The 22,092-nt window shown below is 48.9% G+C and carries 24 protein-coding genes and 1 pseudogene; all 25 read right to left on the bottom strand.

Translation table 11 applies throughout. From position 1 onward, the window contains the following. Positions 1–10: 10 nt before the first annotated feature. The 25 genes and pseudogenes from CTH_RS01730 to CTH_RS01610 all read right to left on the bottom strand — a co-directional run bounded on the left by CTH_RS01730 (position 11) and on the right by CTH_RS01610 (position 22,082). Entirely contained in the window at positions 11–340 is a 330-nt protein-coding gene (locus CTH_RS01730) for a MazG-like family protein (RefSeq protein WP_078666130.1), read from the bottom strand. Further along, complete coding sequence (locus tag CTH_RS01725; protein WP_078666131.1) at positions 337–795, bottom strand: deoxycytidylate deaminase; 459 nt, start codon at positions 793–795, stop codon at positions 337–339. Before CTH_RS01725 ends, CTH_RS01730 begins: the two co-directional genes overlap by 4 nt. Positions 796–807: 12 nt before the next feature. After that, positions 808–1,437, bottom strand: a complete 630-nt coding sequence (upp, locus tag CTH_RS01720; RefSeq protein WP_078666132.1) for a uracil phosphoribosyltransferase — start codon at positions 1,435–1,437, stop codon at positions 808–810. 21 nt (positions 1,438–1,458) lie between these two features. Then, positions 1,459–2,706: a serine hydroxymethyltransferase gene (locus CTH_RS01715; protein WP_078666133.1), complete on the bottom strand. Its 1,248-nt coding sequence runs from the start codon at positions 2,704–2,706 to the stop codon at positions 1,459–1,461. Between the two features lie 25 nt (positions 2,707–2,731). Beyond that, the gene (gene rpiB, locus CTH_RS01710; protein ID WP_078666134.1) at positions 2,732–3,181 is read right to left on the bottom strand and encodes a ribose 5-phosphate isomerase B; all 450 of its coding nucleotides are present in this window, start codon (positions 3,179–3,181) and stop codon (positions 2,732–2,734) included. A gap of 24 nt (positions 3,182–3,205) precedes the next feature. Next, positions 3,206–3,658 (bottom strand): low molecular weight protein arginine phosphatase, encoded by a 453-nt coding sequence (locus CTH_RS01705; protein ID WP_107752829.1) that lies wholly within the window; start codon positions 3,656–3,658, stop codon positions 3,206–3,208. Position 3,659: 1 nt separating this feature from the next. Then, positions 3,660–4,688 (bottom strand): L-threonylcarbamoyladenylate synthase, encoded by a 1,029-nt coding sequence (locus CTH_RS01700; RefSeq protein ID WP_078666136.1) that lies wholly within the window; start codon positions 4,686–4,688, stop codon positions 3,660–3,662. A gap of 4 nt (positions 4,689–4,692) precedes the next feature. After that, positions 4,693–5,562, bottom strand: a complete 870-nt coding sequence (gene prmC, locus CTH_RS01695; RefSeq protein ID WP_107752827.1) for a peptide chain release factor N(5)-glutamine methyltransferase — start codon at positions 5,560–5,562, stop codon at positions 4,693–4,695. Positions 5,563–5,573: 11 nt separating this feature from the next. Beyond that, complete coding sequence (prfA, locus tag CTH_RS01690) at positions 5,574–6,641, bottom strand: peptide chain release factor 1 (protein ID WP_078666138.1); 1,068 nt, start codon at positions 6,639–6,641, stop codon at positions 5,574–5,576. Further along, entirely contained in the window at positions 6,631–7,518 is an 888-nt protein-coding gene (locus CTH_RS01685) for a DUF1385 domain-containing protein (protein WP_078666139.1), read from the bottom strand. The genes prfA and CTH_RS01685 overlap by 11 nt, the downstream gene beginning before the upstream one ends. Before the next feature lie 70 nt (positions 7,519–7,588). Then, positions 7,589–7,786 carry a 50S ribosomal protein L31 gene (gene rpmE / locus CTH_RS01680; RefSeq protein ID WP_078666140.1) on the bottom strand — a complete coding sequence of 66 codons (198 nt, stop codon included), beginning with the start codon at positions 7,784–7,786 and terminating at the stop codon, positions 7,589–7,591. 79 nt (positions 7,787–7,865) lie between these two features. Beyond that, positions 7,866–9,101, bottom strand: a complete 1,236-nt coding sequence (locus CTH_RS01675; RefSeq protein WP_079933521.1) for a radical SAM family protein — start codon at positions 9,099–9,101, stop codon at positions 7,866–7,868. Then, the gene (gene rho / locus CTH_RS01670; protein WP_174183007.1) at positions 9,092–10,330 is read right to left on the bottom strand and encodes a transcription termination factor Rho; all 1,239 of its coding nucleotides are present in this window, start codon (positions 10,328–10,330) and stop codon (positions 9,092–9,094) included. Before rho ends, CTH_RS01675 begins: the two co-directional genes overlap by 10 nt. A 22-nt stretch (positions 10,331–10,352) precedes the next feature. Continuing rightward, on the bottom strand, positions 10,353–10,892 hold the full coding sequence (locus tag CTH_RS01665) for a DUF2062 domain-containing protein (protein WP_078666143.1): 540 nt from the start codon (positions 10,890–10,892) through the stop codon (positions 10,353–10,355). Continuing rightward, complete coding sequence (locus CTH_RS01660) at positions 10,882–11,370, bottom strand: DUF2062 domain-containing protein (RefSeq protein WP_107752825.1); 489 nt, start codon at positions 11,368–11,370, stop codon at positions 10,882–10,884. The genes CTH_RS01665 and CTH_RS01660 overlap by 11 nt, the downstream gene beginning before the upstream one ends. Before the next feature lie 83 nt (positions 11,371–11,453). Beyond that, on the bottom strand, positions 11,454–12,422 hold the full coding sequence (gene glpX, locus CTH_RS01655) for a class II fructose-bisphosphatase (protein ID WP_078666145.1): 969 nt from the start codon (positions 12,420–12,422) through the stop codon (positions 11,454–11,456). Between the two features lie 101 nt (positions 12,423–12,523). After that, positions 12,524–13,624: a tungsten cofactor oxidoreductase radical SAM maturase gene (locus CTH_RS01650; RefSeq protein WP_159073794.1), complete on the bottom strand. Its 1,101-nt coding sequence runs from the start codon at positions 13,622–13,624 to the stop codon at positions 12,524–12,526. A gap of 469 nt (positions 13,625–14,093) precedes the next feature. Beyond that, a complete protein-coding gene (locus CTH_RS14490; RefSeq protein ID WP_079933519.1) occupies positions 14,094–14,225 on the bottom strand; it encodes a transposase in 132 nt (43 codons plus the stop codon). 270 nt (positions 14,226–14,495) lie between these two features. Beyond that, positions 14,496–15,029, bottom strand: coding sequence for a transposase (locus tag CTH_RS01640; protein WP_318262724.1), 534 nt, complete (start codon positions 15,027–15,029; stop codon positions 14,496–14,498). A gap of 340 nt (positions 15,030–15,369) precedes the next feature. Next, positions 15,370–15,561, bottom strand: a pseudogene (locus CTH_RS14320) (group II intron reverse transcriptase/maturase); the annotation flags it as partial. Between the two features lie 474 nt (positions 15,562–16,035). Further along, positions 16,036–16,284, bottom strand: coding sequence for a hypothetical protein (locus CTH_RS14050; RefSeq protein WP_079933518.1), 249 nt, complete (start codon positions 16,282–16,284; stop codon positions 16,036–16,038). 177 nt (positions 16,285–16,461) lie between these two features. Further along, on the bottom strand, positions 16,462–17,808 hold the full coding sequence (locus tag CTH_RS01625; protein ID WP_079933517.1) for a sigma-54-dependent transcriptional regulator: 1,347 nt from the start codon (positions 17,806–17,808) through the stop codon (positions 16,462–16,464). A 547-nt stretch (positions 17,809–18,355) separates the two neighbouring features. Continuing rightward, positions 18,356–20,230 (bottom strand): ATP-binding protein, encoded by a 1,875-nt coding sequence (locus CTH_RS01620; protein WP_078665374.1) that lies wholly within the window; start codon positions 20,228–20,230, stop codon positions 18,356–18,358. 353 nt (positions 20,231–20,583) lie between these two features. Continuing rightward, the gene (gene fsa, locus CTH_RS01615) at positions 20,584–21,231 is read right to left on the bottom strand and encodes a fructose-6-phosphate aldolase (RefSeq protein ID WP_078665375.1); all 648 of its coding nucleotides are present in this window, start codon (positions 21,229–21,231) and stop codon (positions 20,584–20,586) included. Further along, entirely contained in the window at positions 21,228–22,082 is an 855-nt protein-coding gene (locus CTH_RS01610; protein WP_078665376.1) for a class II fructose-1,6-bisphosphate aldolase, read from the bottom strand. Before CTH_RS01610 ends, fsa begins: the two co-directional genes overlap by 4 nt. Positions 22,083–22,092 lie beyond the last annotated feature (10 nt).

The following is a 22,092-nucleotide window of genomic DNA, read 5'->3' as shown; positions in this document are numbered from 1 at the left end:
CTTCTCACTCCTATTTTTTGTGGAGATATCCTTTGCGCTGGAGTTTATCTATATGTTGCTCAACTTTGGCGGCAATATCCACGCCATAGGTATCTTCCAGCACATACATCATGGTGATGGCGGTCTGGGCCACATCCAGCAATTCCGAGGTCAGCCCATCCAGCACCTCGGCTTCCTGTTTCTCGATATTTTCCCCATTGAGGCCGCGAAACTTGCCGATATACTGGGCCAGTTCCCCCAGTTCCTCCGCCAGCTTGATCAAAGTGCTTTCCAGAGTTACCTTATCCAGTCCGCGCAAGCGGGGCAGGCGAATTTCCTTGAAATCTACCTGCTGGGTCATAGTTTTTCCTCCTTCAGCCGGCACAGCTCCACTCCAGCTTCCGCCAGCAATTCTCTGGCAAAGGGATCGGGATAATCCCCCAGAAAAACGATGCGGCGGATACCGGCATTGATCAGCATCTTGGCGCAGAGGACACAGGGTTGAGTGGTAGCATAAAGGGTAGCCCCTGCCAGTTCCACACCATGCAGGGCTCCCTGGATAATGGCATTTTGCTCGGCATGTACAGCCAGACAGAGTTCATGCCGTTCTCCGGAGGGGATTTGCAGCTGCTCCCGCCGGCAGCCCCCCCGGTCCAGGCAGTGGCGCAGGCCCTGGGGAGCGCCATTGTAGCCGGTGGTTAAAATACGATTATCCCGGGCGATGACCGCCCCCACCTGCCGTCTGAGGCAGGTGGAGCGGCTGGCCACCGTCCGGGCTATTTCCATAAAATATTCATCCCAGGAGGGACGATTCATCTTCACTCCCCCCTACTTGGTGCCAAAGAGGCGGTCACCGGCATCACCCAGACCAGGGACGATGTAGCCGTGGTCATTCAGCTTTTCATCCACGGCAGCAGCATAAATGTCCACATCGGGATGAGCTTCCTGCACAGTTCTAATCCCTTCCGGAGCGGCGATCAGGCACATCAGTTTGATGTTCTTCGCCCCTTTTTCCTTCAGGAATGTAATGGCTGCAGCAGCGGAACCTCCTGTGGCCAGCATGGGATCAATCACAATCAGATCCCGTTCCGGCACATCAGTGGGCAGCTTGCAATAGTATTCCACCGGCTGCAAAGTTTCCGGATCCCGGTAGAGGCCAATATGTCCTACCTTGGCTGCCGGAATCAGTTTCAGAACACCGTTGACCATCCCCAGCCCGGCCCGCAAAATGGGGACTACTCCCAGCTTCTTGCCTGCCAGCACTTTGGTTTTGGCCGGGCCCACCGGGGTCTCCACTTCCGCTTCTTCCAGAGGTAAGTCCCGGGTTACTTCATAGGCCATCAACATGGCTACCTCTTCCACCAGTTCCCGGAACTCCTTGGAACCGGTCCGCTTGTCCCGGATATAGGTGAGCTTGTGCTGAATCAGGGGATGGTCAAACACATGCACTTTCGCCACAATCAATTCCTCCTCTATCCCTTATCCCAGTTCAGGGTACATGGGGTATTTGGCACACAGGGCATTGACCCGGGCCCGTCCTTCCGCCAGAGCTTGTTCATCACCCTTGCGGCTGAGCACCAGATAAATGATTTCCGCTATTTCCCGCATGTCCTCTTCCTTGAAGCCCCGGCTGGTAGCCGCTGGCGTACCGATGCGGATACCGCTGGTAACAAAGGGACTGGCCGGATCGAAGGGGATGGCATTTTTATTTACGGTTATGCCTACTTCATCCAGCAGGTGCTCCGCTTCCTTGCCGGTCAGGTCAAAATTGCGTACATCCACCAGCATCAGGTGATTATCCGTACCCCCTGAGACCAGGCGGAAGCCTTTGGCCATCAGAGCTTCAGCCAGCACTCTGGCATTTTTGATAATCTGTTCCTGATAGGTTTTGAATTCGGGCTTCAAGGCCTCACCCAGTGCCACCGCCTTGGCGGCAATGACATGCATCAGCGGTCCACCCTGCATACCGGGGAATACCGCTTTATCAATAGCCTGGGCGAAGCGAGCCTGACAGAGAATCAGGCCACCTCTTGGTCCCCGCAGGGTCTTGTGGGTGGTAGTTGTCACCACATGGGCATGGGGCACCGGACTGGGATGCAGACCTGCCGCCACCAGGCCGGCTATGTGGGCCATGTCCACCATCAGCAGCGCGCCCACTTCATCGGCGATTTCCCGCAACTGAACGAAGTCGATTACCCGCGGATAGGCACTGGCCCCGGCCACTATCAGTTTGGGCTTGTGTTCAAAAGCCAGGGCAAACACTTTCTCGTAATTGATTTTTTCGGTATCGGGTTCCACCCCGTAAGCAACGAAATTATACAGCTTACCGGAAGCATTGACCGGGCTGCCATGGGTCAGGTGCCCACCATGAGCCAGGTTCATGCCCAGCACCGTATCCCCCGGTTCCAGCAAGGCAAAATAAGCAGCCATATTGGCCTGGGCGCCGGAATGGGGCTGAACATTGACATGCTCAGCACCAAAAAGCTGCTTGGCCCGCTCAATGGCCAGTTTTTCCACAATATCTACATATTCACAACCGCCATAGTAACGTTTGTCCGGATAGCCTTCCGCGTATTTGTTGGTCAGTACCGAACCCTGGGCCTCTAAAACCGCCGGGCTGACGAAGTTTTCCGAAGCGATTAGCTCAATCTTGCTCCTTTGCCGGTTTAATTCCAGTTCAATGGCGCGAAAAACCTCAGGATCCTGTTGTGGCAAAAACTTCCTCATCACCTTTCCCCCTTACCTGTCTGCCTTATTTGCTGTGTTTTTGTTCCAGTTGCCTGATCTTGTCCACCCGGCGCTGATGCCTGCCTCCGGCAAAGGAACCTTCCAGCCAGGTTTTGACGATCTCCCGGGCCAGTCCAAACCCGATGACCCTTTCCCCCATGCAGAGGATATTGGCATCATTGTGCTCCCGGGTGGCCCGGGCTGAAAAAGTATCATGACAGAGGGCAGCCCGTACCCCTGGAATTTTGTTGGCGGCAATGCTGATGCCGATGCCGGTACCGCAGATGAGAATGCCCCTGGGGTATTCACCCCGGGCCACTGCCTCCCCTACAGCCTCAGCAATATCAGGATAATCCACCGATTCCGGAGAATGACAGCCAAAGTCCTGATATTCCAGGCCCAACTCTTCCAGCAGGCGCTTGATTTCCTCCTTTAAAAAAAAGCCGCCATGGTCACTGCCGATTGCGATTTTCATCAGACCACCTCCAATAATTCTACATTAAACGCCTTTTTCCTGCTCCAGAATCCTTTTTAGCAGCTCTTCAATTTCCCCGGCCACCTGCCGATACTCTTCCACCGTACCGCCAAAGGGGTCGAGAACATCCCGATCTTCCCCCCGGGCATGATACCAGAGGGTGTGGACTTTATGGGCAAACTGGGGCCAGCGTTCGATGATTAAATCCCGATGGCCCCTGGTCATGGTCAGCACCAGATCCGCTTCCGCCACCATTTCCGCCGTTAAACTGCGGGAGCGGTGTTCAGATAGATCCAGACCCTTTTCAGCCATCACTTTCTGAGCTTCCGGACTGGCCGGGTTTTCCCCCCAGGCCGCCAGGCCAGCGGAGAGGAATTCCGCCTCTATTCCCGCCTCCTGCCAGAGGGCGCGAGCCAGCGCCTCAGCCATTGGACTGCGACAGGTATTGCCTGTACAGACGAAGAGAATTTTACTCATCCTACTGCACCTCCACCCGGCGGCATTGTCCTCCTGCCGCTTTTTCCATCCTGTTCATCAGGGCCAGCCCCAGACCCTGCCGGGGCCAGGCCTCGGCCAGGATGCGCTTAACCCCGGCCTTGTCCATGGTGCGCAAAGCGCTATACAGCCTCTGGGCTGCCTTTTCCGGCTGGTTCAGAGGAGCCAGAACCAGGAATTGGCCGGGACAGCGACCAGCCAGATAGGCTGCCCCTTCCTCACTAAGGAGTAAACCCGTGTCGGGAGTGGCCTCCTGCAAGATGGTCTGCCAGATCAACTCCCGCTCCGGCCCGTCCAGCACTTCCAGAGGAGCTGCAGGAGCATAATGGCGGTACTTCATCCCCGGCGAACGAGGCCGTTCCTCTGCCCCCAGCAGGGCCGGATCCAGCAGGACCGGCCGTCCCAGCACCTCTTCCAGTTCCTCCCTGGTAATCCCTCCCGGGCGCAGGATCATGGGTTCCGGTCCTAACAGGTCCACTACCGTAGACTCCACCCCGACTCCCACCGGGCCCCCATCGAGAATGGCAGCAATCCTGCCCGCCAGATCCTCCCAGACATGCTCAGCACAGGTAGGGCTGGGGCGCCCGGAAAGATTGGCACTGGGGGCCGCCAGCGGCACCCCGGCCTGCCGGATCAACTCCAGCGCCAGGGGATGGGCCGGTTGCCTGATGGCCACCGTTTCCAGGCCAGCACAGACCAGTTCCGGCACTTCCGCCTTTTTGGGAAAGAGCAGGGTCAACGGCCCCGGCCAGAAGCGCTCCATCAGTTTTTCTGCCTCCGGAGGGATGTCTGCCGCCAGAGTCTCCACCTGGGCCCGCCCGGCAATATGTACGATCAGAGGGTTGTCCTGAGGCCGGCCTTTGGCCAGAAAGATACCGGCAACAGCCTCTTCCGACCAGGCATTGGCCCCCAGACCATAGACTGTTTCCGTAGGAAAGGCCACCAGCTGACCTTCCCGTAACAACCGGGCTGCCACAGAAATTTCTTCCGGTTTTAACCAAAGCGTATCCATGCACCTACCCCTCCCTTTCCGGTTTGCGGGCCAGTACAAACCGGTCCAGACCGGCATAATCCTTGACGATTTCTACTTCCCGCCAGCCCACCTCCCGACACAGAGCGGAAAGGGCTGCCCCCTGGCGGCAGTCGATCTCCATGCCCAGCCTGCCGCCAGGCTTGAGCGCCCGCCAGGCCTGGGGCAAAAGACGGCGGTACAAATCCAGGCCATCCTCGCCTCCATCCAGGGCCAGGCGCGGTTCAAACTGCACTTCCGGCTGCAATTGTCCCAGTTCCCCGCGGGGTATATAAGGCAGGTTAGCAGCAACCCAGTCCAGGCGCTCGGTCAGGGTGGCCTGCCACTGGCCCAGCAAATCCCCCTGCTGCCAGCTGCAGCGTATCGTTACCCGGTGACGGCAGGCATTGAGGCGGGCCACGGTCAGGGCTTCCCCGGAGTAGTCGGTAGCCCAGAGGCGGGCCCGGGGTAGTAAGACCGCCAGGCTGACAGCAATGGCACCGCTGCCTGTCCCCACATCGGCGATCCAGGGAGCAGGGTGGTCAGACAGATCGGCCACAATCCGTTCCACCAGCAGTTCCGTTTCCGGCCGGGGGATCAGCACCGCCGGCGTAACGCGAAATGCCAGGCCCATAAACTCCTTTTCCCCCAGAACATAGGCCAGCGGCCGGCGCTGGCAACGGGCAGCCACCAGCTCTGTCAGCGCCTGTCGCTGAACCGGGCTGAGCACCGTCTCCTCCCGGGTCCAGAGCTGGGCCCGGCTTAAACCCGTAATCCGCATCAAAAGCAGTTCGGCTTCCAGCCGGGCAGCCTCTACCCCTGCTGCTCGCAATTGCTTTACTGTATCCTGCAGCGCCTGCCCTAATTTTACCGTCATCCCCGGTCACCTTACTCCATATTCTTTAGTTTTTCCGTCTGGTCAGCTGTTATCAGGGCATCGATAATCTCCTGCAATTCCCCGTCCAGCACCATATCCAGTTTGTGCAGGGTGAGGCCGATGCGATGGTCAGTCACCCGGCCCTGCGGGAAGTTATAGGTGCGGATGCGCTCGCTGCGATCGCCCGTTCCCACCTGGCTGCGGCGGTCATCAGCCAGTTTGGCCTGCTGTTCCTGCTGGGCGATTTCCAGCAAGCGAGCCCGCAAGACGCGCAGGGCTTTTTCCTTGTTTTTATGCTGGGATTTTTCATCCTGACAGCTGACCACCAGCCCGGTGGGGATGTGGGTAATGCGCACTGCCGACTGGGTAGTGTTTACCGACTGTCCCCCCGGACCGCTGGAACAGAACACATCTATACGCAAGTCATTGGGATCGATGTGCACATCCACCTCTTCCGCCTCTGGCAAAACCGCCACGGTGGCAGTAGAAGTGTGGATGCGACCCCCTGATTCCGTCACCGGTACCCTTTGCACCCGGTGTACTCCGGATTCATATTTCAACTGGCTATAGGCACCCTGGCCTTCCACCAGGAAAATGACTTCCTTGAACCCGCGTAAATCCGACTCATTAGCCGACAGGATTTCCGTCCGCCAGCCCTGGCGTTCCGCATAGCGGGTGTACATGCGGAAAAGGTCCCCGGCAAAGAGAGCGGCCTCATCACCCCCGGCTCCGGCGCGGATTTCCATAATAACGTTTTTCTCATCATTGGGGTCTTTGGGGAGGAGCAGGATTTTGAGCCTCTGTTCCAGCTCGGGCAGCTTTTCTTCAAGCTCATCCAGCTCCATTCTGGCCAGTTCCATCATCTCCGGGTCCCCTTTTTCGGCCAGAATGGCCCGGGCTTCCTCGATCCCGGCTACCACTTTTTTATACTCCCGATAAACGGTAACAATTTCCGTCATAGCTGCATGGGCCCTGGCATGTTTTTGCCACTCGCTCTGGTTGGCAATCACTTCCGGATCGGCAATCAGCCGTTCCAGTTCTAGGTATTTTTCTTCAATTGCTTGCAGTTTATCCAGCATGTTCTTCACCTCTTAATACGGCTTTTAAAGCATGGATAGCTACTTCCAGCTGACTGTCATCTGGTTCTCGTGTGGTCAGTCTCTGCAATCCCAGGCCAGGGGCTACCAGCCATTTCAGCCACCAGCGGTCTCCATAGCGGCCTGAGAGCTTGATAAATTCATAGGAAATAGCTGCCACCAGGGGCATTAGCAAAATGCGGCTGCCTATTCGCCAGAGCAGATTGGGTGGATGGCCCAGAAAGGCAAAGACAAAAATACTCACCACCATTACCACCAGCAAAAAGCTGGTGCCACAGCGGGGATGCAAAGGAGAAAAGCCCCGGGCATTTTCCACCGTCAATTCCAGCCCGGCTTCATAGGTGTGAATTACCTTATGCTCAGCCCCGTGATACTGAAAGACCCGCTGAATATCCTTCATCCGGGAGATCAGGCCAATATAGGCCAGAAAAATGGCAATCCTCAGTCCCCCTTCAGCTATATTCTGTCCCAGCGGGGTGGTTACCCATTTTTCCACCAGTTTCACCGCTCCGGTGGGGATGATAACAAACAGCAAAATCCCCAGTCCCAGCGCAAAGGCAATGGTCAGGACCAGCTCTTTCGTGTTCAGTTCCCCTTCTTCCTCCGGCATGGCTTTACTGGCCGACCAGGCCAGAGCCCGGGTCCCTACCACCAGGGCCTCCAGCAATGCCACCACACCCCTAAAGCCCGGCCATTTCAGCCAGGGCCATTTGGTCAGCCAGGAAGAGAGTTGCTGTTTTTCTACTTCAATAGTGCCATCGGGCAAACGGACTGCGATGGCCATTTCCTGCGGCCCTCGCATCATTACCCCTTCGATAACCGCCTGTCCACCGTATTGAAAACATTCTTTTTTAGACATAAACACACCGCCTTTAGTTCGGCAGAAATTTATGAAAAGAGCAGAGCCGTAGGCTCTGCCTCTTTTCTGCTTATAGACCGTATTTTTTCTTGAACTTGTCTACCCGGCCACCGGTATCCACCAGACGCTGTTGCCCGGTGAAGAATGGATGGCAATTAGAACAAATTTCCACCCGCAAAACGGGTTTGGTTGAACCAGTAACAAAACTGGCACCACAGGCGCAAGTTACGGTTGTCTCCTGATATTTGGGATGGATATTTTCTTTCATCTCGATTCACCTCTTTCCTGGGAAGTCCAAAATTACGCCTTTAAGATTATATCATAAGGCCCTGAGAGTGACAAGAGCTTTAGCGCAGAGGGCGGGAAAAATTGCCGAGGCTGACCCCGGGCAATTGCCGCCTTAGCTCCTTCAGAAAAGCCACCATCCCCATCCCCGGTTCTTGCACCCCGGTCAGCTGACAATACAGGTCTGGATCGATATTCAGATTGCGCAGCTGGATCAGCTTCACGCCCGTGGATTTGACCAGTTCCACCAGTGCTTCCAGCTCTGCTCTCTGGTCACTGACCCCCGGGAAAACCAGATAATTGAGGGAAAGAAACACCCCCTGCCTGGCCGCCAGGCTCAGGGATGCCCGCACATCCCTCAGGGTATAACCGGGCGGGCGATAATAGGCTTGATACCAGTCGGGCTGAGCGCTGTTTAGACTTACCCGCAGGGAATCGATTCCTGCTTCCGCTATCAGCCTAATACCCTCGGTATATCCGGCATTGGTATTCATATTGATGGTCCCCTGGCTGGTTCGGGTTCTGATCTCTTTGATTGCCTCCGCAATCAGAGGAGCCGCCAAACTGGGCTCGCCTTCACAGCCCTGGCCGAAACTGACAATTGCTCCTTCCGCCTGTTGAAGATGGGGCAGGGCCACTTCCACAATTTCCTCTCTAGTGGGCGAAAAACCAATCCGCTCCTGCGGGGAGGGGCAACATTCTGCTGGCTGCAGGGAGATACAGCCTACACAGCGGGCATTACAGGCCGGGGAAACGGGAATTCCCCCTTCCCAGCGGCGGTAGAAAATATTCTGGGCTGTCAGACAGCCATAATCCAGGCTACAACGGGCCAACTGACGGATAATACGGTTATGGGGCAGTTCCTTCCGGATGCGGGCCACCCGCTCCGCCAGGTCAGGGGTATTATAAAGCAGGGGATTCCACTTCCGGGGCCGGTCCGTTTTGCTGGCTGCTACCCAGTAACGGCCTTTGGCCCAGCCCACCGCCGTATAGCCCAGCAGCGGTAAAGGCTTGTCCCCTTCCACCCGCTGATAAGCCGGCAATAAGGTCCGGGTATAACCCTGAGGCAATAAGGCCGCTACCGCATAATAGCGCTCATAGACCCGAATTTTACCCAGGCGGTCCACCCCCACTGGACGACAGCCTGGCAACAGCGTCAGACTGGCCCCCGGTGGCAAGGGTATCATTTCTTCCGGGTGCGGCTCAGTAAAAAAGCGGCCACTGCGCCCGGCCATACCCCAGCCCGGGATATCCATAACCCGTCCCCTGGCATCCGCTACCAGCATCCTTATCCCCATTTGATCATCTCCACCAGTTCCTTATTGCAGCTGGACTTTTTCAGCCATTCCCGCATTTTTTCCACCACTTCTGCGGAAGGCACCCCGCTGGAAGTCCGGCGCAGGTTCCAGACAAACTCCAGTTCCTCCTTGCTCAGCAGCAGCTCTTCCTTGCGGGTTCCGGAGCGCTGGACATCAATGGCCGGGAAAATCCGGCGTTCCGCCAGTTTGCGATCCAGAATCAGCTCCATATTGCCTGTGCCTTTGAATTCCTCAAAAATCACATCATCCATACGGCTGCCCGTTTCCACCAGCGCCGTAGCCAGGATGGTGAGACTGCCTCCCTCCTCCAGGTTGCGGGCTGCCCCAAAAAAGCGTTTGGGTTTATGCAAAGCTGTGGGATCTACACCACCGGAAAGGGTACGGCCACTGGGCGGAACTACCACGTTATAGGCCCGGGCCAGCCGGGTAATGGAATCCAGCAAAATCACTACATCTTCTTTGTGTTCCACCAGCCGTTTCGCTCTTTCTAACACCATTTCTGCCACCTTGACATGATGTTCCGGCGGTTCATCAAAGGTGGAAGCCACCACTTCCCCTTTGACACTGCGCTCCATATCAGTGACTTCCTCCGGCCGCTCATCAATGAGTAACACCAGCAAATGCACTTCCGGATGATTGGCAGTAATGGCATTAGCGATTTCTTTCAGCAACGTAGTTTTCCCTGCCTTAGGAGGAGCCACGATCAATCCCCGCTGTCCCTTACCGATGGGGGCCAGCAGGTCAATCAGGCGTAAAGCCAGTTTATCGGAAGTGGTTTCTAAAGTCAGCCTCTCATCAGGGTATAAGGGTGTTAGGGCATCGAAAGGCAAGCGTTCCGGTGAGGATTCCGGCGGAAAGCCATTAACCGATTCTACCCGTAAAAGGGCAAAAAAGCGTTCATTTTCCTTGGGCGGCCGGACCTGGCCCGCCACCTGGTCACCGGTGCGCAAATCAAAACGGCGAATCTGGGATGGGGAGACATAGATATCATCGGAACTGGGGGTATAAGCGAAGGGACGCAAAAAACCGTAGCCATCAGGCAGGATATCCAGAATTCCCTGGGCGAACAGCAGCCCATCCTTTTCGGTACGGGCTTTCAAAATCTCAAAGACCAGCTCTTTTTTGCGCAGCTGCCGGTATCCGGGAATCTCCAGTTCCCGGGCCACCTTGTACAGCTCCTGCAGAGTCATGGCCTCCAGCTCCTGCATATTCAGTTGCGTTGTCAAAATCTCAACCCTCCTGTTGATTTTCTGAATTATTATTTTCCCCGGATACCCCGGTTTTTAAACGGGCCAGTCTTTTCTCCATCCGATAGATCAGGGTGCGGTTAACCAGCAGGTAAACCAGCAAGAAACTGACTCCTGCATTAATAAAAGAACCCACCAGAAAAGGCCAACCCAGGCTTTTCAGGGTAGCCAGTGAGAAAAAATTGGCCAGAGAATGGGGGTCCATCCCCGGTTCAGCCACCGGTACCTGTACCTGCTGGGGATGAACAGTCCGGCCTTCTACAAACAGGCTGCCCACCAGTATATTGAGTGGAAAAAAAATAGTGAACACCGCCGGTTTTAAAGCCGCTGCCGTAATCACTGCCGCCAGGGTATTCCAGCGCGCCAGTTTGGCCACTATCCAGGCTACAAACAAACTGATAAATGGCAGGGGTAAAAAGTCCAGGGCCACCCCCAGCGCCACTCCCCTGGCGATTTTATCAGGTGCATCCTTGAGGCGTAAAATACGGAGATACTGATAACGAAAATAGCGGTTAATGCGCATCTGATACTTCCTTTCTCCTTGAATGCCGCAAACGGTTCAGACACCATGGCTGCAGACGGGCAAAAGTCCGCCAGATCACCAGAAAAAGAATCAGCCCCAGCAGCAAGCTGTTGACCAGTGCTCCCAGAAAAAAAGCTTTGCCTACCTGAACAAAGGCCTGCCATTCCATCTTGACCAGGCCTAGTAATTGCTGAGAAATAGCGGCTTTTTTTTCACCGAGCAGAAAGTTGCCTGCCAGTAAATCCAGATAAAAAAAGAAGGGAAAGAGAGGCTTGAAAAGGAGATCTCCTAATAAACCGGCGAAAACATTCCCCCGGGCCAGCCGGGCTGCGGCCAGGGCGATGGGAACCCCTACCCCGAAGGTAGGATAAAAATTGACACAGGAGCCTACAGCAAATCCCAGTGCCACTTTTGCGGGCATGTCCTTAATACGAAAAAATAGCAATAAGAATAAGCGGATTCGCCGCCCCAGCCGCATATTCTCCCCTCGCCCTCGTCAGTCACTAACTTTCAGTATAACGGAAGAAGGGCATGGCGTCAACCAATGCGCCATGCCCTGTTTTAGTGCCCCAGATTATATTTAGGTTTCTTATCAAAGCGGTGTATGGCTTCAATAAACCGCACAGTTCCCGATTTACCTCGCATGACCAGCGTATGGGTTTTGGCTCCAATGGCGGTAAAGGCCACTCCTTTCAGCAAGCTGGAAGGGGTGATTCCGGTGGCAGCAAAGAAAATGTCATCCCCCTTGACCAGATCATCCATGGTCAATATCTTTTTGGGGTCGGTAATGCCCATGGCCTGGCAGCGAGTCCATTCGCTTTCATCCTCTGGCACCAGCCGCCCCTGCATTTCCCCGCCCAGGCACTTGAGAGCAGCTGCAGTAATTACCCCTTCCGGCGCCCCACCGATGCCGATCATCAAATCCACGCCCGATTCCTCAAAAGCTACCGCTACTCCCGGTGAGACATCTCCATCGGAAATCAGCATAATCCGGGCTCCTGCTTCCCGAATATCGGCAATCAGCTGATTGTGGCGGGGACGGTCCAGAATTACTACCGTCAGGTCGGAAAGCCGTTTGCCTTTGGCCGCAGCAATGGCTTTCAGGTTTTCCTGAACGGGGGCATCCAGATGGATTTTGCCTGCTGCTTCCGGTCCCACGGCAATTTTTTCCATGTACATATCAGGGGCATGCAGGAGACTGCCCCGGGGTGCCGCAGCCAGTACAGCGATGGCGCCATTTAACCCTTTGGCCACCAGATTGGTGCCTTCCAGCGGGTCGACGGCGATATCCAGTTCCGGGCCTTTGCCTGTCCCTACTTCCTCCCCGATATAGAGCATAGGGGCTTCATCCATTTCCCCTTCACCGATTACTACTGTCCCTTTAATATCCACCGTATCGAAAACAGCCCGCATTGCCTCAGTAGCAGCATCATCAGCTGCCATTTTATTGCCCCGTCCCATCCAGCGAGCCGAGGCCAGGGCTGCCGCCTCTGTCACCCGGGCAAATTCCAGCGCCAGTTTACGCCCCATAAAATATCACTCCTTTTATACTAAAACAGAATATAGTATAACACAATATATGCCAATATGTTATCCTATATGCTATTTCGCCATCTTTGCCCGAATTCCTGCTAGGGACAGAAAATCAATCCCCTGGCCCAGAGACAATCAGCACAGGAGGGGGTATTACCCCAGCAATCCTCCCGGTTATGCCAGACCATATCACAGCCATCCACCCATTCGCAATCAGGGCAGGAGGGGTAAAGGTTGAGATATTCCAGGAAACGGAATTTAACATATTCATCCTGCATCCAGATAGCCGCCAGGTCCTGCTTCAGGATATTGCCGAAGGTAACCGCCTCCAGATCTTTGGGACGGCCAAACACATACTCCTTCCCGCAATGGAGAAAACGGTAACAGGGAGCCACTTCCCCATCAAAGCGAATAACCACTTTCTTCTCATCCACAAAGCGGCAGGAACGATTGGTATTCAGGCCTACCTGGGGCAAAACCACCCTGATGCCATAGCGCATGGCCAGGGTAATCACTTCCCGACGCCAGCTCAGTAGTTCTTCCGTCGGATAAAGCTGATAAAAAACTTCCCCGGTTCGCTCTGCCGTTACCGGCAGCAGCTGACTGAGATAGAGAGTATTGATTTGCCAGCGGGGCAGGGCAGCTAGCAAAGCTGGAATCTCCCGATAATTTTCCCTGGTCACCACCATTTCCGCTGCCACCTGGGGCCACTGACTCCCCAGCTCCTGTTTAACCTTATGCAAAGCAGTCAGGTTGGCCCAGAGCGGGTCAGGACTCTCCCCGCGATTGCGGGCAAAAACCTCAGGGCTATAGCCATCAATGGAAACAACAATCTCATCTACCTGTTGTTCTACCAGAAAGCGCCCCAGTTTTTCCTCCAGCAAAAAACCATTGCTAGTAATGGTTAGTGACCAGCCTTCTCTTTTGATAGCAGTAACTATTTCCTTGAAATCGGGATGTAACAGAGGTTCACCGATTCCTCCCAGCACCACCCGCTTCAATTCCGGCAACCGCCGGGCTGCAGCCAGGGCCTGCTGCCAGGTTTCCCGGGCCATCATCCCGCCCGCTTGCTGCCAGCTGTGCCGATAACAATTCTGGCAGTTAAGATTACAAGCAGTGGTCAGCTCCAGATACAGTTCCCGTATATCCGGTTTTTTGTTGATAACAATCTGGTAATCCAGATAATCCAGTTTGGCCATATCCCTTCCCCCTTTCTTTGGAACAAACTCAAATGACCATATGGTCCTATATTTGTAATGCCATATCCACCATAATTCCATCTCTTGCCCACAACAGGGGCATTTTAATGGGTTTTTCCCAAATGCCTCTTGCATCCGCTCTTTCCAACTTTTTACCTTGCTTTGCTTTGGTTTTTATTGCGTTTACTTTGTGGTTTACCCTGTTCCAAAGTCCAATTATTTTTTGCACCAGTTTGTTCAGATTTCGCCGGTACAACCCATACAGTCTCACCATCTTAAAGTTCTTTTATCGCTGGCCGTGCCAGGTATCTTCCTATGTATTAGGCTGCCCCTTTTACATTTTTCATCCGCCGCTCTGCATATACGTAAAATTCTTTCTGATTATTCTTTATATAACATATTTATTTGTTCTTGCTCTTTTATGCTTTTCGAATATTTCTGTTTCAACCAGTCCAGCAATACCTTTTTATCAGGCTTTTCTTAAATACTCGTACGGAATAAAACTTACTCCTTTCCCTATCTTGTTCTTGTCTATCGCTCCTTCGGTTACCAAGACATGAACATGTGGGTTGAATTTTAGATCCCGTCCAAAAGTGTGTATTACTTTATTATACTACTTCATACCCTCTTTTCCTACCTTTCTCCCGGTACATGCTTTTTGCGATGTACCCATTTTCAGAATGATAACTGCGAAAAGTTAATATAAAAATTAGTAGTTTAAACAAATTTATGAGTCGTTTTGCTAGAGTATCGGTATCTCTCTTTGATTTAAACCCAAAAAAGGGCGCACTAATCCCTTTAGCACCAGAATGATTTTAAAATCATTTGGCCTGCAAATTTTTACTCATATAGAATACTTTTATTCTCATTTTTAAGCTACCAGGCTCCGCATCTTCTCTGCCTGGTTCTCCCGGATTCGCCCTATCGCCATTGCTAGCATAACACATAGGGCCAGTCCGCACCGCAGCTTCATTTTGGCCATGCCCCGAATGGTATGCTGTTCGAATCCAAAGGATACATCGAGTCTGCTATTTACCCGTTCTACTGCGGTGCGTTTTTTATATTCTTTTTCCCACTTATAACTTGCCCGGTCGATCGACGTGAAAATCCGTCGGTTTTCCGCTAGCGGTATACGTATTCCATGACTAACTGAACACTGTTCCATTCCCTGACACTTGATTCCGTATCGCTTTGCCGGACATAACTTCTTTAGTGTCCCTCTGTCTTTTTCAAAACCACCATTACTCATTTCTCGTTGCGTTCCGGTTTCCGGACAATAGCAATATACATTGCCCTTGTAATTGTAGGCCACGTTCTTGTAATTGGTCAGAAGCCTGGTTTTTTCCCCATCTCTCCACAAGTTACGTATGTCAATAACAGGCTTTATTCTTTTCCACACTCTCATGCTAGAACACAATACCCGCTAGTATGGAATTCCATATTGCCCGAACCGGATAATCGTTTCGCCCTTTACCCCGGCTTCTCTCAAGGGTCCTCATCAATTCTTCGTCTGGCATGTAATCCAGAACCAGCCGTAAACGAACTAAATCTCCAATTGTTTGTGTTTCTGTCCACTCAAATAGCTTAATTTGTGGTATAATAGCCATAACAGGCATCCCTCCCTGGGTAGGATTGTTTGTCTTTCAACTTCAATTTTACCACAGGTGGATGCCTGTTGCTTATTTTTTACAACATTTGAGGCTGGGGTGAATTTTTCCCTCAGCCTCTTGTTTTGCGCTAAAAACCAGGTCATCCAGTAGAATATTGGCTAACAGAGGCCTTAAAGGTCCTCCTTGTGGCGTTCCTTCCTCCGTTTCCCGGACGACCCCGTTCACTATCACTCCGGCATTCAGATAAGCGCGTATCAGCCTTAGCACAAATTTATCTCTCACCTTGCGGACCACTCGAGCCATGAGTATATTATGGTTGACGCTGTCGTGCTCGTCGTACGAACGCATCGGTTCCTTTTCACCTTTCGGTTCGGCCCTTCCGCTTTCCGGCGTCCCATACTGGCGTACTATAGCCTCTGCTGACTCCTGCGGATTCAGTAGAATCTTTCGACTCTGGTTACCAAATCACTTGGCGTATTCCACAGGCCTCCTCAGATAAGAACATCATCTTTCCTCCTGCGCTTGCCCAAGTTTACCGCTACAGCCTTTGGCGGCTTTGGATTTTGTTGTGCGTTGGCAACTCATCCGACTATAACGGCCTCAAATTGGGTTCGTGTACCTCAAGCCGTGCGTTTGCCTACGGCTTCCTTCAGATTCCGCCTCGCGAAGCACACCCTTGCCTTTGGCTAACGGTAGGCGCTCGCCAGCCCCAGTTCAAGACTTTTACTCTATAGATGACGCCCATGCTGGGCGTACAGCACAAAAGAAAGGAGTCTGGCAGTCAGACTCCTTTCTTTATGTTTATTTTTTCTTATTCACTTGTTTTTTTGCTCCTTTTTTAGTTGCCTTTATTTTTTTTGCTTTTTTTACCGCTTTTTTAGTGGATTTTTTAACAGGTTTTTTAACAGTTAATTCAACTTTTTTAGTAGGAGTTGTAGGAGTTGCCGGAGTTGCCGGTTTTGCCGGTGTTGCAGCTGCAAATGCCATACTAGAACCTATAAAGCTGGCTAAGGTGCCTACTAAGATAATTTTTTTGGTTGTTTTTAACATAAAAATACGCCTCCTTTAAATTTAAATTTATTTGGCATGCATATATTTTTTAAGCAAATTCTATGCCAAAACAAATTGTCGCCGAATTATTCATTTAACAGGACTTGCTTGTAATACTTTTGAAAAAAATGGGTAATTTTCGCCCATACCTTTGGGCAAAAATTACCCACGATCTTTTTAATCCTGTAATTTATGCTCTTTCATCTTAGCATATAAAGAACGTCTATTAAGCCCAAGTTTTTTTGCCGCTAAAGTTCTATTCCAATTAGTTTCCTCTAAAACCTTTAATATTATCTTTTTTTCAATATCAGCAATTATCTCTTTAAGAGGCAAATGCTTAAAATCGTTTTCAATTTCAAAATCTGTTAAATTTATAGGTAAATGTTCTGGCAAAATTATATTTGATTGTGTCATAATTACCGCTCTTTCACAAACGTTTTCTAATTCCCTTATATTTCCAGGCCAATCATAATTTTGCAAAATCCTCAGCGCATCATTAGATATACCCTTAATTTTTTTGTTAAATTCAATGCTATATTTATTCAAAAAATATTGTACCAATTGTGGTATATCTTCCTTGCGTTCTCTTAACGGAGGTAAAAAGATAGGAATAACATTTAATCTAAAATATAAATCTTCTCGGAAACTACCCTCTTTTATCATTCTCTCCAAATTTTTATTTGTTGCAGCAATAATCCTTACATCTATTTTAATTGATTCAGTTCCACCCACTCGTTGAATTTCTTTTTCCTGTAAAACTCTCAATAATTTAGCCTGAATAGGTAAACTTATCTCCCCAATTTCATCCAAAAAAATACTTCCATTATTCGCCAGTTCAAATAATCCATATTTTTTACTAACTGCACCCGTAAATGCTCCACGTTCATGACCAAATAATTCACTTTCTAATAAATTTTCTGGTAGAGCTGCACAGTTTACTTTAATAAATGGTCCATTATGACGGTTACTATTGAAATGAATTGCTTTGGCTACTAATTCTTTACCTGTTCCGCTTTCTCCAGTTATTAAGACAGTAGCATTTGTGTTAGCAACCTTACCTATAATTTTATAAACCTCTTGCATAGCTGAACTATTTCCTATAATTGTTTCTGGTTGATAAACCTGTTCTAGTTGCAAACGTAACTCTTTTATTTCACTAGCTAATTGTTGCATTTCTAATGCTTTTTTGATTATTAATAATAATTCCTCAATGTTAAAAGGTTTAACAATATAGTCAAATGCCCCCAGCTTCATAGCCTGAATTGCTAATTCTGTTGTAGAATAGGCAGTCATTAGAATTACATTAATGTTTTTGTTTTCATTTTGTATTTTCTTTAAAATATCAAAACCGCTTAAACCTGGCATTTTTATATCCATCAATACTACACTAATTTGATGCTTGTTTATTAATTCCAAAGCCAACTGCCCGTTTACAGCCTTGAAAACTTTATAACCTTCTTCCTCAAGTACTTCTTCTAAAAAATCAAGCACACTATCTTCATCATCAACTATTAATATATTCATGTACTGATCCCTCCTTCATAAGGTTTTAAATTTCTCCGTTTTTCTCGCTTAATCTCAGATTTCACTTTGACAATAACCAACCATTTGGCTGATTATAACGGCAGTGCATAATCTTGGATGAATATGGGTAACCACAACCAGACCGCTTATGCATTTTACAATATCTGGTCGGTAGAATTCCACATATTCTCCAGCGGCAACCCTCCCATGTCTCACAGGGTCTTTGCCCTAATTTCCCTCGTTCTGCCTGCACTGGAGGTGGAATGTCAGAAATGCTCCTTTACAGGGTCTTAGCCCGAATGGATGTTAGCCTGACTATCCCGACTCCTGGTTGTCAAAGTGCTAATCTTTATTGATTAAGCAAGAAAAACAGAATCATTCCTTTCCGCACACCGCCTGACTGCCCCTGACGCCGCGGTCTTGAGCCTGACAAGGGCCACACAGCAGCTCCGCTCGCCCTTGACAGGCGAAAAGGAGCGTGGTGTATAATGGCCTCTTGCGGTGGGCGTTTATACGCTGCCGCCATCATCGGCCGTTTATTTGTGATTTATTCCCAACACTCTTGGGGAACAGGGTGGTTTAAGGATAATATTACAACAAATTCACTGCCTTTATTTTCCATACTATGAACTTCTATTTCCCCACCATGATTTTTTACAATTTCATATGCGATAGCCAAACCTAATCCCATACCTTTAGGTTTTGTAGTAAAAAAAGGATCAAATAACCTAGAGTATAACTGAGTTGGTATGCCCACTCCAGTATCTTTAAAACTAATTTTTATGGCTTGCTGTTTTTCATCAAACCAGGTAGTAATATGTAATGTCCCACCATCTGGCATAGCTTGTATAGCATTGTAAATTATATTATTAAAAACAATTTCCAGTTGACTTTCATCACATCTAATCAAGGGTAAATTTTGCTGTAAATCAATTTTTATTTTTATAGAAGTTGGAATAATTTCTTGGACAAAAGCCAAAACTTTTTTAATTATATGATTTACATTTTGTTCTATCAGATTTATCTGTTGTGGTTTAGCAAAAAAAAGCAGTTTTTCAACCAGGTTATTTAAACGTTCAATCTCTCTAGTTATCGTTTTTAAAGCTTTTTGACTAGGAATTTGATTTCCTTTTTTTAGCCAAAATTGAATATAACCATGTATCGCAGTAAGAGGATTGCGAATTTCATGAGCAACCCCAGCCACTAGCGTCCCTAAAGATGTTAACCTTTCACTTCGTCTGATAATGCTAAGCATTTTTTCTCTTTCAGTTATATCTCTTATTGTTAAAGCTATACCCAAGAATTTTTCATTGAAATCTTTTAATATTGCTGTTCCTATCAATAAATCTATTTGTTGTTTTGCTCTATTTGTTAATGTTATTTTTTTATCTTTTATTCCTTGTTCATATTTATACGTTTCATCTATCACCTGTTTAATTTCATCTTCAATTATTATTTCAGTATACTTTTTATTGTTCATTTCAATAACCGGGTTTATCTGTAATATGTTTATAAAAGCTCTATTAATTAAAATTATTTTCTTGTCAAAATCCAATGCCAATATTCCTTCATCAATACTATTTAATATTATTTTGTTATAACCATAAACTCTTCTTAATTCTTCAGATAAACTATTAATTGCTTTGGCGATCTCACCTATCGGGCCTACACTAACAGGTATAAAAGTATTTAAATTTTGTTTTAACTGTGACAGGCCATATTTTATTTTTTTTACCTCTTTTTCAAAATTATTTATTAAAAAAACACTACCACTAATACCAACTAAAAAACCTAATATAATTATTTTATAAATTTTATTCCTGCTATTTTCAAGATTTTGTATTGATGGTTGTAAATTTTCTCGTACCCAAACTACACCAATAATTTTACCGTTTACATAAACAGGTGAATAACCCTCTATACTACCGTTCTGATTATTTACTCTTATTATTTTATTTCTACTTCTAATTACATTTATAAAAATATTTTGTTGATTTGGTGTAAAAGTTTCAATTAAAGAAATCTCGCCAGGCAGACTATTACTTATAATAATCTGATTTTCTAAAGAATAAAATCCAATCTCTGTTTTAGGAAAGTTATTACTAATAGAATCTATAACTTTTTTAATTTCTAATCCAAATGGTTTTGATATGCTAATCTTAGGTACAGTTATATTTATTTTTTTCTGTTTCTTTCCAATTATTTTAAAATTGGTCTTTTTAAATTCATATAATGGAATCGTTTTAGAGATAACTATTTCTAAAATCTTATTAAGATTACTTTTCTGTTGCTCTAATAAAACTTTTTGTGTTTGATTTATTTCCCAAAGTATAAAAAAAGACAGAACTGATGTTATCAACAATACCATTCCTATTAAAACTAAAATCTGAAAAATTAAGCCCTTAGAATATATTTTTTTCAAAGTTCTCCTCCCTCCTCTCCTAGAACTTTTTTAATTTTAACAATATTAATCTAGAAAAACAAAAAACTGCCTGCAGTCAAAAGCAAACAGGACTCATAATTTACTAACTCAACTTTCGCATGTCTGAAAACCAAGCAAACTCTCGAAATAAGCGGAAAAACTGGCTTTTTCTACTGCTTTAATGACACTTTCAATGGTTCTTGAGTATGTCTACTATCTTTATTGCTTGTCTCTTTTCTTTCATCACTTGTCCTCATATTTCTACCTTAACACTCTAAGTTATCCACATCAAGCCTTAAAGCATAATTTCCTAAAACAAAAAAGGCCTCTTCCCCGCGGGGAAGGGCCTTATTTTACTTGCCTGCTACCTTTTGCCAGTCGGCCAGGAACTTCTGAATCCCGATGTCAGTCAATGGATGCTTCAGCATTTGTTGCAATACCCCGTATGGGATGGTGGCAATATGGGCACCCGCTTTGGCTGCCTCAACTACATGCATGGGATGACGGATGGAAGCAGCGATGATTTCCGTTTCCAGTCCGTGCAAGTCGAAAATGGCAGCGATATCGGCAATCAGCTGGATACCATCATGGCTGATATCATCCAGGCGCCCGACAAAGGGGCTGACATAAGTGGCCCCCGCCAGGGCAGCCAGCAAGGCCTGGCTGGCGGAAAAAATCAGAGTGACATTGGTGCGAATCCCTTCTTTAGCCAGCACCTTAACCGCTTTCAAACCTTCGCCGGTCATGGGGATTTTGATCACGATATTGGGATGAATAGCTGCCAGCTGCCGGGCTTCAACCAGCATCCCTTCCGCTTCAGTGCTGATTACCTCGGCACTGATGGGCCCATCCACAATAGCGCAGATTTCCCGTACTACCTCTTCGAAATTTCGTCCTTCTCTGGCAATCAAGGACGGGTTAGTGGTAACTCCGGCAATGACTCCTAAATCGTTAGCTGCTTTAATTTCTTCGATATTGGCTGTATCAATAAACAATCTCATGCTTTACCACTGCTCCCGAATACCCGTATTTTTTCCCGGATTACTTCAATAGCCGCTTCCCTGGCCGGAGTCAGCACCTTGCGCGGATCAATTTCCTTTTCATCCCGAGCCAGCACTTCCCGCATGGCGGCGACGAAGGCTTCCCGGATATTGGTGTCAATATTTACCTTGCGCACCCCCAGACGGATGGCTTCCTGGATGGCTTCATCAGGTACACCGGAAGAACCATGCAAAACGATGGGAACATTTACCAGGGAGCGAATTTTCTTCAACCGCTCAAAATCCAGCCTGGGCACTCCCTTGTACTGACCATGGGCAGTACCGATAGCCACAGCCAGAGCATCTACGCCGGTGCGCTCTACAAAAATGCGGGCTTCTTCCGGGTCGGTGAACAAAGCCTCTTTTTCATCTACAGAGATATCATCCTCAGTACCACCGATTTTACCCAGTTCCGCTTCTACGGAAACACCTACTGCATGGGCCACGTCAATAACTTTTTTGGTAAGAGCAATATTTTCTTCCAGGGGTAATTTGGAACCATCGATCATGACGGACGAAAAGCCCGCCCGGATGCATTTCATCACCTGTTCGAAGCTGGTGCCATGGTCCAGATGCAGGGCCACCGGCACAGTAGCTTTTTCCGCTGCTGTTCTGGCCATTGCCACTATGTAATCCAATCCAGCATATTTGATGGCTCCCTGACTGGCCTGCATGATAACCGGAGCCTTTTCCGCTTCAGCTGCAGCGATGATCGCCTGGACAATTTCCATGTTGTTGCAGTTAAAGGCACCGACGGCATATCCGCCAGCTTCTGCCTCTTTCAGTAGTTCGGTAATCGGTACCAGTGCCATACGGATAACC

It is taken from the genome of Carboxydocella thermautotrophica, assembly GCA_003054495.1.
Lineage (GTDB): Bacteria > Bacillota.
This window is presented reverse-complemented; position numbering and strand designations above follow the sequence as displayed.

Excerpts from the sequence above, each read along its gene's own strand:
- CTH_RS01730 (WP_078666130.1), bottom strand. The coding sequence starts at position 340 with ATGACCCAGCAGGTAGATTTCAAGGAAATTCGCCTGCCCCGCTTGCGC.
- CTH_RS01725 (WP_078666131.1), bottom strand. The coding sequence starts at position 795 with ATGAATCGTCCCTCCTGGGATGAATATTTTATGGAAATAGCCCGGACG.
- CTH_RS01715 (WP_078666133.1), bottom strand. The coding sequence starts at position 2,706 with ATGAGGAAGTTTTTGCCACAACAGGATCCTGAGGTTTTTCGCGCCATT.
- rpiB (WP_078666134.1), bottom strand. The coding sequence starts at position 3,181 with ATGAAAATCGCAATCGGCAGTGACCATGGCGGCTTTTTTTTAAAGGAG.
- CTH_RS01705 (WP_107752829.1), bottom strand. The coding sequence starts at position 3,658 with ATGAGTAAAATTCTCTTCGTCTGTACAGGCAATACCTGTCGCAGTCCA.
- CTH_RS01700 (WP_078666136.1), bottom strand. The coding sequence starts at position 4,688 with ATGGATACGCTTTGGTTAAAACCGGAAGAAATTTCTGTGGCAGCCCGG.
- prmC (WP_107752827.1), bottom strand. The coding sequence starts at position 5,562 with ATGACGGTAAAATTAGGGCAGGCGCTGCAGGATACAGTAAAGCAATTG.
- prfA (WP_078666138.1), bottom strand. The coding sequence starts at position 6,641 with ATGCTGGATAAACTGCAAGCAATTGAAGAAAAATACCTAGAACTGGAA.
- CTH_RS01685 (WP_078666139.1), bottom strand. The coding sequence starts at position 7,518 with ATGTCTAAAAAAGAATGTTTTCAATACGGTGGACAGGCGGTTATCGAA.
- rpmE (WP_078666140.1), bottom strand. The coding sequence starts at position 7,786 with ATGAAAGAAAATATCCATCCCAAATATCAGGAGACAACCGTAACTTGC.
- CTH_RS01675 (WP_079933521.1), bottom strand. The coding sequence starts at position 9,101 with ATGGGGATAAGGATGCTGGTAGCGGATGCCAGGGGACGGGTTATGGAT.
- rho (WP_174183007.1), bottom strand. The coding sequence starts at position 10,330 with ATGCAGGAGCTGGAGGCCATGACTCTGCAGGAGCTGTACAAGGTGGCC.
- CTH_RS01665 (WP_078666143.1), bottom strand. The coding sequence starts at position 10,892 with ATGCGCATTAACCGCTATTTTCGTTATCAGTATCTCCGTATTTTACGC.
- CTH_RS01660 (WP_107752825.1), bottom strand. The coding sequence starts at position 11,370 with ATGCGGCTGGGGCGGCGAATCCGCTTATTCTTATTGCTATTTTTTCGT.
- glpX (WP_078666145.1), bottom strand. The coding sequence starts at position 12,422 with ATGGGGCGTAAACTGGCGCTGGAATTTGCCCGGGTGACAGAGGCGGCA.
- CTH_RS01650 (WP_159073794.1), bottom strand. The coding sequence starts at position 13,624 with ATGGCCAAACTGGATTATCTGGATTACCAGATTGTTATCAACAAAAAA.
- CTH_RS01640 (WP_318262724.1), bottom strand. The coding sequence starts at position 15,029 with ATGAGAGTGTGGAAAAGAATAAAGCCTGTTATTGACATACGTAACTTG.
- CTH_RS14050 (WP_079933518.1), bottom strand. The coding sequence starts at position 16,284 with ATGTTAAAAACAACCAAAAAAATTATCTTAGTAGGCACCTTAGCCAGC.
- CTH_RS01625 (WP_079933517.1), bottom strand. The coding sequence starts at position 17,808 with ATGAATATATTAATAGTTGATGATGAAGATAGTGTGCTTGATTTTTTA.
- fsa (WP_078665375.1), bottom strand. The coding sequence starts at position 21,231 with ATGAGATTGTTTATTGATACAGCCAATATCGAAGAAATTAAAGCAGCT.
- CTH_RS01610 (WP_078665376.1), bottom strand. The coding sequence starts at position 22,082 with ATGGCACTGGTACCGATTACCGAACTACTGAAAGAGGCAGAAGCTGGC.